Raw genomic sequence first — 17283 nt, 5'->3', positions numbered from 1 at the left:
CCGCCACCGGGGTCATGGGAGCATATGGCCAAGGTCCTTCATCCATTGGTCGAGCTGCTGACGGACCGCGCCGACGTTGGTCGACGCGGCCTTCAGCAGCGTGCTGGCGCACGGGCCCGTGGCGCTCTGGCCCGGGTACGGCCCGGCGGCGTCGATGGCGTTCGGTGGATGTGCGATGGCGGACGACAGGGTGGTCACGAAGACCGTGGCCACCTCCCGTGCCGCTCCCTTCATGTGCTGGCAGGCCTTCTCCGCGGCCGGACCCAGGAGTTCGCCCGACGGGACCCATCGGGTTGCCGCGTACCACACCGCGAACTCGTGGAGTTTGTCCGCGAGTTTGTCGATCAGGGCGGTCTGGTTGTCGATCCCCTTGGCGGACACCGTGCCGCCGAGCGCACTGGCGAACCGGGCGGCGCGCTGGGCCCACTCGGCCTTGCTCCCCAGGGGAAGATAGCTCGCGAGCACGTCCGCGATGCCCTTGCCCGGCGGGTACTGCGGGGGCCCGCCGGGTGTCGTGCCGCAGCCGACCAGGTATCCGGCCGCATCGCCCTCCAGGTTGTCCATCACCCCGTAGTCCGACGTGCGGTTGTGGAAGATGACCTCCACGCCCGTCGGCCGCAGGGTCCGGCGCTTGGCGAGGTTCGCGGCGCCACCCCCGAGGTCGCCCAGCCAGGTCACGATCTCCAGGCCGGTGCCGCCCTGTCCTGGGAAGTTCAGCGTCCGCAGGGCCTGGCTGGAACGCACTTCCAGTCCGATCAGCATGTGCCCGATGTCGATGCCGCGCCCCCGGTCGCGGATGCTCTGGCTGGCCTGGAGGTCGGCCATCAGGGTGGTCCCGGCGAAGGCCGGCCGGGGATCGGCGGGCAGCGACCCTCCGGTGTACGTCAGGAACCCGACGTTGCGGATGCGCGCGCCACCCTGGCTGCGGGCGGATTCCACCTTGTAGTCGAGACTCCACTCCGTGCCGTAGTACACGCCCCGCAGGGTGCTGACGCGGTCCGCGGGGCTCGTCTGACCGGCCTTTTTGATCAGCAGGTCCTCGGCGGCCCGGATCAGTGCGACAACCGTGCCGAATGAGGTGGCCTTCGCCATGCCAACCGCTCCTGTTCCTCAGTTCTCCACCCACTCGCCCGACGCGTCCTTGCGCCAGACGGGCAGTTCGTCGTCGTGGCGCAGCTTGACGAGGGTCGTCGGGATGCGGACCCGCCAGGGGGCGCCCTGCGGGACCTCGTCGCCGGGGCGGTTGAGCCGTTCGGCCAGTTCGTCGGCGATGGGCAGATAGAGCGGGCTGGTGATCGCGGGCAGCGGGCCGCCATTCCACAGCTCGCCGAAGTTCATGTAGTGGTCGACAGCCCCTTCGAAGCCGGGGCGGATGGGCACGGTCACCCGGCAGAACCCGGCTTTGAGGAACTGGTTGAACTGCGGGTCCGGGTCCTCATAGGTCAGCCGCTCGTCCCACTGGCTCTTACGGCCCCAGAAGTACGGGTACGCCACCCACGTCAGGTGCTCCCACTCGATGGCCTGCTCGAAGAACCGTACGTACGCGCCTTCGGCGGCGGCCTCCGCCACGTCGATCTGCGGGATCGCCCGGCCGTCGGCCGTCACCACGTTGATCGAGCCGAACAGGTCGAAGTGCTGGTCGGTGAGGATGCTGATGCAGCTCTTGCGCAGCTCGTCGGCGACGATGAGCTGGTTGGCCAGCGGGTTGCGGCCGTGGATGGGCACCCCGGCCTGCAGTTGGAGGGCGGCGAGCTGCTGCTCGTACTCGGAGAGGCGCGCGAGGTAGGCGGTGGTGAGCTTGGCGTGGGTCTCCAGACGCCACTTGTCCAGGGCCCGCTCGGTGCGCTGGCACTTCACCTCGACGCCGACGGCGACCCCCGAGATCCGCCAGGTCTGGACGCCGACCGGGACGGAGTCGCGCTCCTGCGTCATCGGCGCCGTCCACAGCCAGTCGCCGTAGTTGAACCGGTGCGTCCTGCTGCCGACGAGCACGTCGACGCTGCAGTTCTGCTGCCAGAGGTTGAACAGCGCGCCGCAGGAGACCTGGACGGCCATGTAGCCGTCGTCGATGCCGATCTGCCCCGAGTGCGTGTAGTCGGTCTTGCTGTCGCCGCCGCCCGCCTTGAAGTCGAACGACTTCGTGCGGTACATCTCCGGCGGCGGGGACACGTCCGTCGCGTGGTAGAGCTGCACCCACTGGGCGTAGTTGAGCTCGGTGATCTGGTCGGGGCGCATCGTGAACGGGGCCGGCTTCGCCAGGTCCACCGCGCTGGCGTGCGCCGACTGGAGCGTCTCGATGAAGTACGCGGCGGGCTCCGGCACCATGAAGTCGAACATGGTCCGCAGCCCGTAGTTGTACATCTGCGCCTCGTAGACCTTGTTCACCCACTGGTAGACGCCGGAGATGTTGCCGTTGCCGTTCCGGTTGTCCAGTCCGTGGGTGTTCTTCTCGGTCACCTCGGTGGTGACGCGCAAGGACGTGCGTTGCAGGACCCGTTCGGAGATCCGGTTGGAGCTGCGCTGCGTCACGTCCTGGGCGAAGGTCGCGGCCGACTTGGTGGCCTCCTCCTTCGAGCGGGACAGCGAGCCTTCGACGGACGCGTTGAACTCGACTGTCGGCCCGTACTTGCCCGACACGGTCAGGCCCGCCTTGAGCTGTGCGTCCTCCTTGATGACCGCGCTGGCCTCCCGGGTCATCTCGAACCGGTCCGTGGACTCCAGCTCCCGTTCCTCGGCCGTGGTGACCTCGGTCTCGGTGAAGGTGATCTGCTCGGTCTCCTGCCGCCGGGTGTGCTCGCGCTGCTTGCTCTCACCGCGCAGGACGTTCTCGACGTGGGCGACTTCGGCGCCCTCGTACCCGACGAGCTGCTGGCGGACCAGGATCAGGTCCGCGATGCCGGACGGGGCGACCGTGCCGCGCGTCTGCGGGACCCGCTCGCCCGCCAGCGGCACGGATTCGGGCGCCAGGCCTTCCCCGACGACCAGGTCCGTCCACGGGGAGGGCAGCGGGGTCGAGAGGGTGACGAGGGTGTCGCCGATGCGCTTGACGCTGCGGCGCGTCGGGCGGCCCACCAGGGTCTCCAGCTCCGCGCCGATCGAGGTCCGCTCGTCCTGCAACCGGGCCACGATGCGGTCCAGCGGCTGGGCGTTCAGCCCGATGCCGCGCTCCGACAGGAGCGTCTTGGTGGGCGCGCTCAGTGTGTCGATGGCGCTGGCCCGCAGTCGGAAGCCGAGGTCGCTGAGTTGCGAGGGCTTGAACGGCGGCGTGCCCGACAGCAGGTCGGGCCTCGCGCCGAAGACCTGCCCCGCAAGCAGCGCGGCGCCCTCCACCGGCGGCACCGGGGCGGGCTGGGCCGGGGGGTCCCCTGCGGGCTCGGCGAGGGAGTGGCCGGGAGGTGGGGTGTCAGAGGCCTCTACGGCTGTTCCTTCCCCCTCCGCTGCGGCGAGCGGTGTGGCCGGGACCGGGCCCAGGGCACGCAGGTTCGCCTCGCCGAGGCGGCTGTGGAAGCTGACCTGTCGGTTCAGTGCGGCCAGGGGCTGGAGGTCGGCGGTCGGTACGGACCCGTCGCCGTCCGCCTGCGAGGTCGCCTGCAGATGCTCCCCGCCGAGGCCGGTCAGCTCCACGACCGCGTCCTGAAGCCGCTTGTGCGTGACCAGCAGCTGAGTGGCACGCTCGCGGCGGCGGGCCGCGGCCTGCTCCTCCTGCTCCCGCTGGCGGGCCTCGGCCGCGCTCGTGGACAGCTCGGGTTCCAGGCCGGTCGCCCTGGGCAGCTTCAGGGACCGCCGCAGCATCCGCCGTACGTCGTCGGTCTTGGCCGGGAACGCCGCGTCCGAGACCAGACGTGCGATCACCTCCAGGTACCGCAGCTGGTCGGTGAGCGCGTCGATCGGCCTACCGTGCTCGGTCGGCAGGTACTTGATCGCCAGCAGGCTGTCCCGGAGCCGCGACACCGACTCCTGGTAGGGCTGCCCGCCCACGACGGCCGGAGGCTCGGCCCCGTACGCGTCCCGCACCGCCTTGACGACGGCGAGCCGCAAGGCGTTGGGCTGCCCGGCGGGCGGGTTCGCCAGCAGCCGCCCGAGGGTGGCGGCGAACGCGGCGGTCTGCGCCGCCAGCGGGGTCTTCGCCGGCGCCCCGATGAATCTGACCGACGCGACGAACTCCCCCGCCACGCGCCGCACTTCGGCACGAGGAGTGCTCGACTGCGACGCGGTGGCGAGCACGTCCTGGAAGGCGGACTGCTGGGCCAGCTCGATACTCGGCTGATCCGGATCCTGGCCGACCGCGGGGCGGATCAACGCCATACGGAATAGCGGTTCCATAAAACTCTCCAGTGCGGCTCGAACGGCGGGGCGTGTGGTGTGTCGGGTGCCGGTCCAGTTCATTGATCGGAGGGATCACTGGAGCAGGCCGAACGGCCTTGGCGAGACGCGGTCGCTGTATCGAGTAGTTCGACCCCGTCTCCCCAGGTCACCACGCCTCAACGCCACCTGCAATTGGGAACGTTCATCAGATTCCCTGCGACACGGCCTATGCAGGATGCCAGTTCCGCGCTGAATGGCAATGACTTCGGTCCGCTGAGCGGAACAGCCCAGCAGCGGTCATGACTCCGTGCGCGACAGGCTCGCGGCTGGCACAGTCGCCCGGCGATGTTTGATGTTGACGGCCGAAGCCTTCGCCAGTGCTGCGGGGCTCAGGAAGCGCAGCGGACCGATCAGGCGGGACGCGAAGAGATGCATGTGCCGCGCCACCGATGCGTCGCGCGCCGCCGCCGAGAAGACCAGCCGCTCCACGGGATTGAACGGGCGGGCCGTGGCGTAGTCGACGGCCAGGAACTGGTGGCCGCGCAGTCGGCGCTGGTGGGTGCGTGCGTACGCCGCGAGCGACTTGTCGAGGTCGCCCCGGCCGGTTGCCGCCGAGGCGACCGCCTCCGCCAGCCACTGCGCGGACTGCAGGGCCCACCCGCATCCCACTCCCCACAGGGGGTCACTGGTCAGGGCGGCGTCGCCGATGAGGGCGACGCCCGGGGCGGTCGCCTTGCGGCTGTGCAGTGGGTAGTTGACCGTGCCGGTGATCTTCGTGATGCGCTCGGCGGAGTCGATGGGCGGCGCCTCGGGCAGGGCGCGGACGAAGGAGAGGAAGCTGCCCTCCAGGTCCTCCCGGAAGGCCGGCAGCCGCTTCTTGTCCGGGAGCACCGCGAGGACCGTCACCCCGTCGTCGTTCGGAAACGCGTATGCCATGTCGGGCTCCAGGAACCAGGCATGAGCGATCCCGTCGCGCAGCGGCAGATCGCGGAAGTGCGCGAGATAGCCGAACCGCGCGTTCTCGTGCGTCCGGGTCGGCACTCCGGCGAACTTCGCCACGGAAGAGTCCTTGCCGTCGGCGCCGACCACCAGGCGGGCCCGGATCTCGCGCTCGCCCTCGGGCGTCGAGGCGCGCACTCCCACGGTGCGCCCGGCTTCCCGGACCAGCCCGGTCACCTGGTGGCCGAGGAGCAGGTCGACGCCGGGGGTCTGCGCCGCGTGGGACCTGATCAACGGGTCGAGGGTGCTGCGCCGGACGTTGTACCCGTACGGCAGCTCGGGGCCCCTCGGCGCGGCCCTCGGCTCGATCCATCCCCACCGCGTGTACCAGCGGGCGTGGTTGCGGACGGCGCCCGCCTTCTCCAGGGCGGGCACGAGGCCGAGTTCGTCCAGCACCGGGTAGGCGCTGGCCGTGAGGGAGTGGGTGCACAGCACTTTGTACGCCTCGGGGTCCGAGCGGCGTTCCAGCAGTGCGACGCGGACACCGCGTCGAGCGAGCAGGATCGCCGCCGCGCTGCCGGCGAGGCTGGCTCCGCTGATGACGACGTCGTAGTCGTCTCCCGCGCTCTCAGGCTTGGTCATGCGCTGATCGCCCCCTTCGGGGTGTAGTGCCGTTCATAGGCTTGGTGCAGTGCAACTGCAGTCAAGAACATGAACAGTTGTCAAGAGTTGTGGATCAGGACGCGTGCGCGGGATGCGGTGGCCCCGCTACCGCTTCCCCACCAGCGGCAGCAGCAGTGCCGCAGACCAGCTGAAGTTGGGTGAGTTGAGCGGGTCCCCGGTCAACGGGTCGTAGTTCTCCATGATCGGCCCGTTCCCGCTCAGGCCCGCCGCGCTGTCGATGAGCCTCGCGGTCAGCGCGTCCGCGTCGCGGTCGAACCCGTAGCGGCGCATCCCGGCGATGGCGAAGTACGCCTGATCGAGCCAGACGGGGCCGCGCCAGTACTGCCGCGAGGCGAAGTACGGCGAGCTCTTGGACACCGTCGGCAGGGGCATCGAGGTGGCGAACTCGCCGGGATCCAGGAGTCGTTCGCGTGCGGCGACGGCCTGCGTCCGGGTCGCAACACCGGTCCACAGCGGAATCGCCCCCTCGATTCCCCTGCCCCGGTCCACCAGCCGGGTCCCGGTGCCGAGCGCGGTGTCGTGGAACCAACCGGTCGCCGGGTCGTACATCCTCTCCCGTACGGCCCTGGCGGTGGCGGCCGCCTTGGTACGCCAGCCATCGGCGTCCGCCCGCATCCCCAACTCCGCCGCGATCCGACCCAGATGCTCCTGGTCGGCGGCGAGATAGGAGTTGAGGTCCACGGACTCCTGGGTCAGCGAGTACCCGATCACCCGCCCCGCCCCGTCCTGGTTGGGCACGACCGAGGTGCCCAACGAGGCGTCGAACCGGGGCGCGTTGTCCATCCCGCTCTCCCAGGCCGCGGCCAGCCGCTGCTGCCCGGCCGTGCCGTTGGCGGGATCCACGGTCGCGCCGTACTCCGCGAGCCCGTTGTGGTCGTGGTCCCGATTGCGGTACCACCACCGCTCGTACGCTGCCAGCTTCGGGTACACCTCCCGCAGGAAGTCCTTGTCCCCGCTGCGCCGGTAGACCTCCCACACCGACCAGGCGCCCAGCGGCGGCTTGCTGTTCCGCTCGTTCCAGTTGGTCCCGCCGCGCTGCGGGTCGTTGGAGAACACGACGTCCGGGATCATCCCCGCGTCCTGCGGCCGGGTCGTGGAGCCGGGGCGTATCTGATGGTCGAGCACCGAGCGGATCTGCGCCTCGGCGAGTCCCGTATCGAAGCGTGCCGTGCCGACCGCCTGCTTCCAGGTGTCCCACGCCCACAGACCGCCCGCGAACCACTTGTACGACAGGGACGGCGTGATCCCGTCGTGCAGGAGGCATCCGGCGGGGCTGCGCCAGTTGGTCACCAGCGTTTCGAGCGCCTTGACGGCGAGCCGTCGCCGCCCGGGCGCCACCCCGGCGGTCACACCGTCGACGTACTGTCGCCAGCGGGCGTCGACGGTACGGACCGTCCGCGCCGGATCGGCGAGCACCCGCTGGACCTCACCCGCTTCCGCGACCCGCTCGGCCCGCGTGAACGTGTAGCTCTCGGTCCAGTCCAGAGAGCGTTCCGCGCCGGGCTTGAGGGTGAAGGGCGCGGCCAGTTCCGTACGGTAGGAGTCCCCCTCTTCCGTCAGGGCCGTCCGCACCGGGTCCTTGTGGCGGACCTCGAACCGCTCGGTGCCGTCGGTGAGGTAGTCGTCCGCCGCGCGCACCTTGGCGAAGCCGACGGCGACGCCCTGGGGCGCGACGGTCAGCGAGGGCGCCTGCCGCATGGGCGCCTGGGCGGGTCGCAGCAGGGTTCCGGTCCAGTCGGCGCCGAGGGTGCGCGGGGCCGGGCCGGTGTTGCGTACCGCGGCCCGCACCAGGGCGGTGCGGTGGGTGGCGTACCGAAGCTCAAGGGTGAGCCGGAGACCGCCGCCGAGGTCGTACGCCTGGACCAGGGCCCCCGGGCGTGAGGTGAAGCGCGGTGTGCCGCCGCCCGCGAGATCCAGCGGGCGGCCGCCCTCGCTCAGCCGGATGCGGCTGAACGCGGTGCTCAGCCACCATGGGTACTCCTGCGCGATGTAGAGAGGGCCGGTGAATCCGCCGTATCCGCCCGGGGTGTCCGCCGCCGGCAGGGCGTAAGCATGCCAAGCCCCTTGGTCCGCGAAGACGTTGACCGGGTTGATGTCCGTCTCGCCGCCGGGAAGCGCCGCCGCCGGGGTGCCTCTGAGGTCGAGTACGTCGTCGTAATCATGTCCGTGGCCCGGCACAGCCGTATGCCGGGGCGGGGCAGCGGCCGTGGGTTGGACACAGGCGGTGGCCACGGCGAGAGCGAGGGTGAGGGTTGATAAGGCACGGCGGGGCGGGCGCATCGGCGGATTCCAATCTTCCGAGTGTCCGGGTCCGAGAGACGCAGAGGGTGCTCGGCAGCATGGAACGCGCGTCGCGCCCGCATCACGCGTTTCTCCCTCTCCGGCTGGATCTCGTCCCCCAGCGCCTACACCTCAGAACACGAAGACGCGGTCAGGCGGGCTGCCACAGTTCGATCCGATTGCCCTCCGGGTCGGTGACCCAGGCGAACCGCCCCACACCCTCCATCTCCTGCGTCTCCTCGGCCACGTCCGCTCCCTTGGCACGCAACTGCGCGAGCATCGCGTCCAGGTCGCGGACCCGGAAGTTGAGCATGGTCTGCTGGGCGCGAGAGCCGAAGTAGTCGGTCTCGGACTCGAACGGCGCGAACACCGTCGGCCCGGCTTCCTGACGCCACAGGCCGTTCTCGTCGGCGTCCAGGCCAAGGCAGTCGCGGTACCACGTACCCAGAGCGGCCGGGTCTGCGGCCCGCAGGAAATATCCACCGATTCCCACCACACGTTCCATGCCGCCATCCTGCCAGGACGGCGTTCGCGAGGGGCCACACCACACCATCGCCTGCTTTATGCCGGGAGGCCGGAGTCAGCGTCCGTACAGCCTTCGATGACGAGGTTGCCGCCCTCGGTGAGGCGGGCGATGACGCCGGTCTTGTGGAAGCCGTCGGGGGTGAAGGCGCGGGCGTTGTGGTCAGGGGCTTTGTAGTAGCCGCGCAGGGTGCCGGGGCCGCGCGTCCAGAGCTGTCCGGGCGTTCCCGCCGGTACGTCGGTGCCGTCCGCGCCGGTGATACGGATCTCGTCCCCGGGCGAGAGGGGGCGGCCCTGCGTGTGCTGGATGACATCGTCGGGGTCGGTGAGCCGGGTCAGGCAGAGCAGCCCCTCAGCCGTCCCGAAGACCTGCTGGAGGCGGCAGTCGAAGGCCGGTGGGATGCGCGTGGCAAGGTCGGGGTGGAGATGCGCGCCGCCGACCTGGATGAGGCGCAGGCTGGAGAGGTCGTACGAGCCGTTGGGGACGGTTTCCAGCCACCCTTGCGCGAGGGCGGGGTCGAGGGAGGTGACGGTGACCTTCTCGGCCTCGATCGTGCGGAAGGTGTCGGCAGGGTCGGGGTCGTCGATCAGCACGACGGTGCCGCCGGTGGCGAGCGTGCCGACGACGCCGGGGCAGCCGAAGGTGAAGAGGGAGGTGGCCGGGAGCACGGCGAGGTAGACGTCGTCGGGGCCGAGGCCGATCAGTTCGGCAGCGGCCCGGGTCTGGTACGCGTAGGCGTTGTGGGTGCGCGGGACCAGGTGGGGCGAGGCCGTGTTCCCGCCCGACGGCAGGAAGAAGGCGACGTCGTTGGGGTCGTACGTGCGGTCCGGGTTGCTCGGGGCGTCCACGGACCGCAGGGGGAAGAACAGGCAGCCGCTGGGGGCGGTGGTGAAGCCTCCTTGGACACCATCGGGGCCGTCGAGGGTGAAGGCGCGGCGCAGCCGCGGATGGTCGTCACTGATCTCCGCGACCATCGCGGCGTGGTCGAAGCCACGGTGGATGCTGGGGCCGATGTAGGCGGCGGCTTCGGCGACACGGGCGAGGTGTCCGACCTCGTCGGCCCGGTAAGTGGTCGGCGCGAGCACCGGGAGGGCGCCCGCACGCATCAGTGCGTAGACGGTGATGACGAACTCGGGCACGTTCGGCATCTGCACGATGACCCGGTCCCCCGGCCGGATGCCCCGCAGCGTGAACCCCGCGGCCACGCGGTCGACGCGGCGGTTCAGTTCCCGGTAGGTGAGCCGCCGCTCGCCGTGGACGAGGGCGGTACGGGTCGTGTACGTGCGGGCGTGCTCGGCGAGGAGGTGGGGCAGGGCCGCACCCCGGTAGTAGCCGTCGTCGTAGTAGCGGCCCATGGTCTCGGGCAGGAGCGGGGTACAGCCGTCCAGCATGGTGCGAGCCCTTCCCGGTGTCACTCGGTACGGTTTTCCGTCACGGCCGCCAGTGTCCCGGACGCGCTCCCGCGCCGGGCAGTAGAGGATCACCCGAGGAACTGCCTGGTGCGGCGGTGTGGTTGACCAACGACGACGCCCTGGCGCCACTGACCGCGCTCGCAGCCGGGCCGACCGGAGGCGACAGCGACCGTCCGGCGTCTGCGGGCCCGACGGGTGATCTTCGTGCGGGTCGGTGGTCGCCGGGGCGGGGTGCGGGTGCTGCGGGCCGATACTGCGCGCATGAGAGCCCCCGCCCGATCTCCGTGCTGCGTCTCGCCGCCGTCACCGCCCTCCTCGCGCTCAGCGCCCCGGTCACGACCGCCAGCGGCGCGGCGGACGGCCGCGGCCACCACAGCCCCTGCGTCAGTTCCCGACTGCCCGACCGTGGCCCGGCCCGGGACGTCCTGCGGCTCGCCCAGCAGGCCAAGGCCGAGCAGGGGCTCAAGTCCGTGATCGTGCGGGTCACCCGCGACGGCCATGAGATCGTCACGGCCGCGCTCGGCGAGTCGATGACGGGCGTCCCGGCCGACCCCGCCATGCACTTCCGCAACGGCAACGTGGCGATCAGCTACATGGGCACCGCGCTGCTGCGGCTGGTCGACGAGGGCCGGGTCGACCTCGATGAGCCCGTCGCGCGCTGGCTGCCCGACCTGCCGCACGGCAAGCAGATCACCCTGCGCATGCTCGGCTCGTCCACGTCCGGTCTCATCGACTACGTCACCTCCCCCGGCTTCGGCGACACGGTCTACGCGAACCCGTTCCGCCAGTGGACGCCCAAGGAACTGGTGGCCATCTCCACCGGTAAACCGCTCTGGTACCGGCCGGGCACCAACTGGAGCTACTCCCACGCCAACTTCGTCATCCTCGGCGCCGCCCTGGAGAAGATCACCGGGACTCCGCTCGACGTGCTGCTCCAGGAGCAGGTCCTGGGCCCGCTCGGCCTGCACGAGACCCGGAACAGCTTCACGCCGGACATTCCGACGCCCGTCCTGCACGCCTTCACCTCCGACCGCGGGAAGTACGAGGAGTCCAGTTTCTGGAACCCCTCGTGGACCACCGCCCCCGGCGCGGTGCAGACCACCGACATCTGCGACCTGGCCCGCTCGGCCGCGGGCATCGGCTCGGGCGAGCTGCTCTCCCCGTCCGCCTACCGGGAACTGCTCGACCCGGGGACGGTGGGCCTGGGCCACCCGACCAAGACCTGCCCGGCAACGGTCTGCCTCGCCAACACCCGGGCCACCCACTACGGCATGGGCCTGCTGGTCCTCGGCGACTGGATCGGCCAGCACCCGCTGTTCTTCGGCTACACCGCCGCCCAGGCCTACCTCCCCTCCGAGCGCCTGGCCATCGCGGTTTCGGCGACCAACGGCCCCAAGGCCACGGGCGGCCACACCGCGCAGGTGCTCACCCAGCGCATTGCGGCCGCCCTCGTTCCGGACCACCCGATTCCCGACTTCGGCTGAGCCGGGGTCAGTAGGCCGTCGTGACCGTGACGCCGCTGAACGCGGTCTGCGCGTACAGGCTGACGTACCGGTATCCGGCCGTGCTGTTGGTGACCGTGATGCTCTCGTTGTTGCCGGTGTTCGTCGACCGGGCGGTGTACGCCGTGGTGGTCGCCCAGGCGTTGGGGTTGTAGTAGAGGTCGGCGTTGCCCGTGCCCCCGGTGGTGGTGATGTTCAGGGTCACGGTGCCGGCCGGCAGGTAGAGGTACAGGTAGTCCAGGTCGCCCGCCTTGGCCGAACGGCCGGAGCGGGAGCAGTTCTGCCCCAGCGTGCGGGTGTCGGTGCCGGTGCAGGCCGGGAGGGTTCCGCTGAGGGTGACGGGCTTGGCCGTGGTGGAGGTCAGGCCCTTGGCGTCGGTCACGGTCAGGGAGATCGTGTAGGTGCCGGGGGCGGTGTACGTCTTGGACGGGTTGGTCGCCGTGGACGTGGTGCCGTCGCCGAAGTTCCACGAGCGTGCGGTGATGGCGGCGCCGGTGTCGGTGGACCTGTCGGTCAGGTTCACCGACAGACCGGAGACGGCCACGTCGAAGGCGGCGGTCGGTCCGTTGCTCGTGCTGCCGCAGGCTCCGGCGGCACAGGCGTCGAGCCAGGTGGTGAAGTCGGCGTCGTAGCGGGTGCCGATGCCGGTGCTGTAGACCGCGTATCCACCGGCGTAGTCACCGGCACGGAACTTGGCCAGCATGTTCTGCACGTCCGCGGGGTGCTTCTCGATCATGTAGCGGGTGGCCAGATAGCCCCAGGGGTACGTACGGGTCTGGTCGGAGTTGGCGTAGGAGCTCTGCCACAGGGTGCTCAGTGCGTAGGTGTGCTGTGCGGCGTCGGCGATCGCCTCGGTGTCGGGCAGACCGCGGTAGCTGTAGGAGACGTACTCGGCGAAGCCCTCGATCCACCAGATGTCCGGGACGGCCTGCCCGGCCTCGAAGTCGCCGGCCATGTCGTAGCGGCCGTCGAGGTAGTGCGTGTACTCGTGGTTGAGGTTCCAGATGTCGCCGGGGAAGCCGTCGTTGACGCTCTTCACGTAGGACAGGAAGCGGGCCTGGTTGGCCGGGTCGGACGGGTTGCCCTCCAGGTACTCTCCGCCGTTGTTGGTGCTGTTGCCGAAGATCCAGCCGGAGTAGGTCTGGTAGTCCTTGGGGCTGGCGAACGTCACGACCTGGATGTTCGTGTTGTGGTCGTCGGCCACCGGGCCGCTGTCCTTGACGATGCCGTGGAAGTAGGCGTCCTGCCCCTTGAGGCTGGTGCAGGCGGCGGTGAGGGCCGCGTTGGTCAGGGACTGGGCGCGGAAGGTGTGTGCGCTGTCGCAGTTGTAGGTGATCGGCAGCGCGGCGGCGGTGAGGCGGCCGACGAAGTCGCAGGTCCCGTAGTACGAGCACTGGGCCTTGTCGTAGGTGTCGGTCATGGCGGCGACCCCGACCCACAGGGGTGCGGTCGCCCCGGTGATGGCCGAGTCGCCGAGCAGGCCCTTCACCAGCGGCCTGACCTTGGCCTGGAGGGCGGGCGTGTCGAGGAAGCGAGCCGTCTCCATACCGGCGTTGGAGTCGAGGTAGAACCAGGCGTCGTTCAGCTTGGCCAGGTGGTTGTGCGCGAACGCGCCCAGGGTGTCGATGATGCTCGGGTCGGCGGTCACCGCCTTGATGAAGGCGGGGTTCCAGTGGCCGCGGAAGATCGGGGTGAAGACGTCGTTGACGGCGGCGTCCATGCTCCAGTACGCGTCGAAGCTGCTGTCGTAGGCGTTGAGCACCCTCTTGTACGTGTTCAGGTAGCGGGCCTGCTCGTTGGCGCTGTCCGTCAGGATCAGGACCTCGCCCAGGACGTCGCCGTTGGCCGAGCTGACGTCCAGGAAGTGCGAGGAGGCGGTGAAGGTGTCCAGCGCGGCCTCGGTCGCCGCGGCGAGGGTGGGGCCGTACGGTCCCACGTCGGAGGCGTGGTTGAACTGCACGTAGTACCCGGCGCGCAGGAACAGCACCAGCTGCCACACGTGGGTGGAGTTGTCTCCGGGGTAGTTCCGCGCCGTGCTCTGGAACGCGTTGGCGATGGTGACCATCTGCGCTTCGCGGAACGCGTTGCGTGCATCGGTGCCGGTCACGCCGAACAGCGTGTTGACGCAGCTCGTGGTCGACGCCTGGACGAACGCGACGAGCTCGGAGCCGGTCCGGCTCCCGAAGTCGCCCGGCGTGCAGGATGTCGCGGCCGCGCCCCGCGCACGGCTGTGGTCCGGCGGAACCGTCCGCGAGGGGACCGGGTTCTGCGGGGGCCGCTTCGCGGCGTCGACCGGGCTGCGGCGCGAGTCGGCACGGTCGGAGACGGTCGCGGTCGAGCCGACCGGCGGCGGTGCGGCGTGCTGCTTGGGCTGGGCCGCCCCGGCCTTCGTGGGCTGCGGGGCCAGCCCTCGGTGTTCGGTGGCGGAGGCCCGGCCGGTCTGGCCGAGCACGGCTATGGACAGGCACAGCGCCAGGACAAGTATCAGCAGACCGCTGAGACTTCGTCTTGTTCGTTCCGTTCGGGTGTTCACGTGCCGCCTCCCAGCGGAGTGAAGACCGCGCTGCGGTGCGCGGTGGTGGGGGGAATTGCCGCAGGCCGCCTGAACCGTCCGGGCCGCCCCTGTACGTACGGGCATGTCCGGGCAGGCCCCGATGACCCGCAGGGCCGCACTGATCCGTTGGCTTGAACGCGACTTACGGTGACCGCAGCCAGAAAAATTGCACATGTCACATGGCTTGGGAAGAGAGCGCGGGTAAACCGGTGGCAATTCCTGGAAGTCGCGGGCCCCTGACCGCGTACGAGACTGCGCGGCCACAGTGACGAAAGACACCGACAAACGACCGGCTATACCCCGATCAGAGCGAACCGGGACAAACCATGTGCGACCAACCACCGTGGGCGGCGAACCGCAAACCCGGTCCGGATCATGGCCGTTGCTCTCTGGTGGCGCCTGGTTTCACCGTGTAGCGTCACTGTCAGATGTCGTGGTTCGCAGTACCTGCCCGCGCTCCGGTGCGGGCGTTTTGCTGTGCAGTGCGGGACCAGGGCGATCACCTCCGGATCCGCGCGGTGCGGATCCGATATCGACTGAGAGGTACCAGCATGGCCAGCGGAACTGTGAAGTGGTTCAACTCGGAGAAGGGCTTCGGCTTCATCGCCCAGGACGGCGGCGGCCCGGACGTCTTCGCCCACTACTCCAACATCAACTCCTCCGGCTTCCGTGAGCTCCAGGAAGGCCAGGCCGTGACCTTCGACATCACGCAGGGCCAGAAGGGCCCGCAGGCGGAGAACATCACCACCGTCTGAGCCAGGCGGGCAGCAGTGGGCCCTCGAAGCGGCAAGTCCGCTCCGAGGGCCTGCTTTTGTGCGCTCGCAGACGAGCCGTAGAGCTACTCGCCCTGCCTCGCGTCTGCCGGGATCTCGAAGATGATCTCGATTCCGTCGCGCTCGTTCCCCTGCTCGCCGACCCGCGTGAAGCCGAAGCCCGCGATGGTGGCCAGGGAGGCCTCGTTGTCGGATCTGATGATGGCTCGCACGGTCCTGACACCGGGTTCGGCGGCGGCCCTGGCGAGCAGCGCCGTCACCATGGCGCGGGCATACCCCTGGCGGCGATACCCCGGCACGACGGTGTAGCCGATCTGGACCACGCCGGCCTCGTCCGGCGGCCCGTGGAACCCTGCGTCGCCGACGACGGCCCCGTCCGGCTCGGACACCGCGGCCCTGGTGATCCAGGGCGCGGCGGACGGATCCTTGGCGAGCTGGTCAGCGCGATAGTCGAAGATCCAGCGGGCCCGGTCGCAGACGAAGTGTTCGTCGAGCGCGACCCCGGCCTCGGCGCTGCCGCCGGCGAGGTCACCGTCGGCAAGCGCCCGCAGCGCCTTGGCACTGAGCTCGACGAAGCGGACGCGTTTGGGTGCGGAGAGAGGTTCGTTGTTCATCGCGGAGATGCTCGCCCAGCATCGCAGGGCTGTCCACCGCTTTACGCCATCACTGCTGGTGCCACCTGTAGTACTGGTTGGAGGGATCACAGGCGGTCGCTTGCAGGAGGGTGTCGTTCCGAACGCTGGGCGTCGAGAGGCAGAGCCCGCTCGACACGTTCTGCCACACCTGGTACCAGCCCGACGGCGGCCCGTTGGGGTTGTCCGCGTAGAAGACGCGCCACTGCTGAGTGGTCGCGGCCGCGTTGCAGAACTCCACCGTGACCGTGCCCGAGCCCCAGGCCGGTGCGGTGATGCACCGCCCCGTGCGCTGGTTGGTGAAGGTGAACAGGCCTGTCTGCGTGTTGAACCCTTCGAGCCACTTCTGCTCGGAGCCACCCGTGCACGACCACATATGGAGCTTCGAGGCGTTCTCGGTGGCGTTGTCGAGACAGTGGGTGGAGTTCCAGACGTTGATCGGGCTGAAGCCCGCGGCCTGCGCGGGTGTGCCGACCGCGGCGACGGACAGCATCGCCAGCGCCACGGTGAACAGCGCGAACAGGCTGCGTCTCTTGGGCATGGGGCCTCTCCGGGTTCCTCGCCAGAGATCCTTGGAGCCTGAACGACACGCGGCACGTACAGACAAGAAGACCCGAGCCCCGCGAGTCGTGAGGCTGCCTCGCTGGAGACACCGGCGAGTTCCTCCGGCGCGGCGCCCCGAGTCTCACACCACGGCTTGTTCCCAGCAACGCGCCCGACGCTCATTGTCCGGTTTTCGCGCCGAGTTGATCGCCGGGGGATCCTTGTCCGGGGAGGTCAGTGGTCGTCGCGTACGTCGCCCGGCGTCTCCACGGCCCACGCCGCCGACGAGGAACAGGCCATCCCGCTTAAGACGACCGATGAGTTTCTCCGTGGCCGACAGTCAGAGATCATGGTTGGTGCGCCGCACCCGCGCGTGTGATCCCATAGCGCACCGGCCGAACTGCCGAGACCCGAACACGAGACACCGAGGAACCCTAGATGCGTACTCTGATCAGCACCGCCTTCATCTCCCTCGACGGCGTCGTGGAGGCTCCGGGCGGCGAGCCCGGCTACCGCAACTCCGGATGGACCTTCAAGCACACCGAGTTCCTCCCCGAGGCGTTCGAGATCAAGGGCCGGGAGCAGAAGGAAGCCACCGCCATACTCCTGGGGCGGATCAGCTACGAGGCGTTCAGCCCCGTGTGGCCGGACATGGCGGACTTCGCCGACTACAAGGTGATGCCGAAGTACGTCGTCTCCACCACCCTCGCCGAGGACGACCTGGTGGCGAACTGGGGCGAGACGACGATCCTGCGCTCGCTCGACGACGTCGCCGCGCTGAAGGAGACCGAGGGCGGGCCGATCATCGTCCACGGCAGCGCCTCCCTCAACCAGAGCCTTTCGGACGCCGGCCTGATCGACCGCTACCACCTGCTCGTCTTCCCGCTCCTGCTCGGCGCCGGCAAGCGGCTGTTCAGCGCCACGGACAAGGACACCCAGAAGCTGAAGCTCGTCGAGCACGAGGCCTACCCCAACGGCCTCCAGAAGAACGTCTTCGACGTCGTCCGCTGACCCCTCCCCGGCCGCGCTCCCCTGCCGCACCCTGGCGTGGAGGCGCGGGACGGACAGAGGGAGACGACGATGGGCCGGAAATCGGACAGGTCCGGCGGCGCGGCGGCCGGTGCGCCGTCGGCGCT

The 17283-nt window shown here is 69.8% G+C and carries 12 protein-coding genes; 3 read left to right on the top strand and 9 right to left on the bottom strand.

Translation table 11 applies throughout. The features are described 5' to 3' along the window. Positions 1-12: 12 nt before the first annotated feature. The 6 genes from IE252_RS16735 to IE252_RS16710 all read right to left on the bottom strand — a co-directional run bounded on the left by IE252_RS16735 (position 13) and on the right by IE252_RS16710 (position 10122). Complete coding sequence (locus tag IE252_RS16735) at positions 13-1092, bottom strand: hypothetical protein (protein WP_190090213.1); 1080 nt, start codon at positions 1090-1092, stop codon at positions 13-15. An 18-nt stretch (positions 1093-1110) separates the two neighbouring features. After that, positions 1111-4305 (bottom strand): hypothetical protein, encoded by a 3195-nt coding sequence (locus IE252_RS16730; RefSeq protein WP_190090212.1) that lies wholly within the window; start codon positions 4303-4305, stop codon positions 1111-1113. Between the two features lie 297 nt (positions 4306-4602). Beyond that, on the bottom strand, positions 4603-5886 hold the full coding sequence (locus tag IE252_RS16725; protein WP_190090211.1) for an NAD(P)/FAD-dependent oxidoreductase: 1284 nt from the start codon (positions 5884-5886) through the stop codon (positions 4603-4605). Between the two features lie 126 nt (positions 5887-6012). Further along, the gene (locus IE252_RS16720) at positions 6013-8106 is read right to left on the bottom strand and encodes an MGH1-like glycoside hydrolase domain-containing protein (protein ID WP_229848451.1); all 2094 of its coding nucleotides are present in this window, start codon (positions 8104-8106) and stop codon (positions 6013-6015) included. A 253-nt stretch (positions 8107-8359) separates the two neighbouring features. Then, complete coding sequence (locus IE252_RS16715; protein WP_190090209.1) at positions 8360-8713, bottom strand: VOC family protein; 354 nt, start codon at positions 8711-8713, stop codon at positions 8360-8362. A gap of 56 nt (positions 8714-8769) precedes the next feature. Beyond that, positions 8770-10122: a (2,3-dihydroxybenzoyl)adenylate synthase gene (locus IE252_RS16710; RefSeq protein WP_190090208.1), complete on the bottom strand. Its 1353-nt coding sequence runs from the start codon at positions 10120-10122 to the stop codon at positions 8770-8772. 305 nt (positions 10123-10427) lie between these two features. Between IE252_RS16710 and IE252_RS16705 the strand changes: the two genes are divergently transcribed. Further along, the gene (locus IE252_RS16705) at positions 10428-11627 is read left to right on the top strand and encodes a serine hydrolase domain-containing protein (RefSeq protein WP_229848449.1); all 1200 of its coding nucleotides are present in this window, start codon (positions 10428-10430) and stop codon (positions 11625-11627) included. Between the two features lie 7 nt (positions 11628-11634). Here IE252_RS16705 and IE252_RS16700 read toward each other — a convergent pair whose 3' ends face one another. Further along, the gene (locus tag IE252_RS16700) at positions 11635-14178 is read right to left on the bottom strand and encodes a collagenase (protein ID WP_229848448.1); all 2544 of its coding nucleotides are present in this window, start codon (positions 14176-14178) and stop codon (positions 11635-11637) included. Between the two features lie 572 nt (positions 14179-14750). On the opposite strand from IE252_RS16700, the gene IE252_RS16695 reads away from it, so the two are divergent. Next, entirely contained in the window at positions 14751-14954 is a 204-nt protein-coding gene (locus IE252_RS16695) for a cold-shock protein (RefSeq protein ID WP_101391619.1), read from the top strand. A gap of 83 nt (positions 14955-15037) precedes the next feature. Here IE252_RS16695 and IE252_RS16690 read toward each other — a convergent pair whose 3' ends face one another. Next, on the bottom strand, positions 15038-15586 hold the full coding sequence (locus IE252_RS16690) for a GNAT family N-acetyltransferase (protein WP_190090206.1): 549 nt from the start codon (positions 15584-15586) through the stop codon (positions 15038-15040). 49 nt (positions 15587-15635) lie between these two features. Continuing rightward, positions 15636-16145 (bottom strand): RICIN domain-containing protein, encoded by a 510-nt coding sequence (locus tag IE252_RS16685; RefSeq protein WP_190090205.1) that lies wholly within the window; start codon positions 16143-16145, stop codon positions 15636-15638. Between the two features lie 440 nt (positions 16146-16585). Here IE252_RS16685 and IE252_RS16680 point away from each other — a divergent pair, with 440 nt between their 5' ends. Next, positions 16586-17158, top strand: coding sequence for a dihydrofolate reductase family protein (locus IE252_RS16680; protein WP_190090204.1), 573 nt, complete (start codon positions 16586-16588; stop codon positions 17156-17158). Positions 17159-17283: the final 125 nt, after the last annotated feature.

Origin of the sequence: Streptomyces melanogenes (assembly GCF_014649795.1) — a bacterium.
In the GTDB taxonomy this organism is placed as follows: Bacteria; Actinomycetota; Actinomycetes; order Streptomycetales; family Streptomycetaceae; genus Streptomyces; species Streptomyces noboritoensis.
The sequence above is the reverse complement of the archived record's forward strand: the minus strand, read 5'-3'. Positions and strand labels throughout refer to the sequence as shown.

Excerpts from the sequence above, each read along its gene's own strand:
- IE252_RS16735 (WP_190090213.1), bottom strand. The coding sequence starts at position 1,092 with ATGGCGAAGGCCACCTCATTCGGCACGGTTGTCGCACTGATCCGGGCC.
- IE252_RS16730 (WP_190090212.1), bottom strand. The coding sequence starts at position 4,305 with ATGGCGTTGATCCGCCCCGCGGTCGGCCAGGATCCGGATCAGCCGAGT.
- IE252_RS16725 (WP_190090211.1), bottom strand. The coding sequence starts at position 5,886 with ATGACCAAGCCTGAGAGCGCGGGAGACGACTACGACGTCGTCATCAGC.
- IE252_RS16715 (WP_190090209.1), bottom strand. The coding sequence starts at position 8,713 with ATGGAACGTGTGGTGGGAATCGGTGGATATTTCCTGCGGGCCGCAGAC.
- IE252_RS16710 (WP_190090208.1), bottom strand. The coding sequence starts at position 10,122 with ATGCTGGACGGCTGTACCCCGCTCCTGCCCGAGACCATGGGCCGCTAC.
- IE252_RS16695 (WP_101391619.1), top strand. The coding sequence starts at position 14,751 with ATGGCCAGCGGAACTGTGAAGTGGTTCAACTCGGAGAAGGGCTTCGGC.
- IE252_RS16690 (WP_190090206.1), bottom strand. The coding sequence starts at position 15,586 with ATGAACAACGAACCTCTCTCCGCACCCAAACGCGTCCGCTTCGTCGAG.
- IE252_RS16685 (WP_190090205.1), bottom strand. The coding sequence starts at position 16,145 with ATGCCCAAGAGACGCAGCCTGTTCGCGCTGTTCACCGTGGCGCTGGCG.
- IE252_RS16680 (WP_190090204.1), top strand. The coding sequence starts at position 16,586 with ATGCGTACTCTGATCAGCACCGCCTTCATCTCCCTCGACGGCGTCGTG.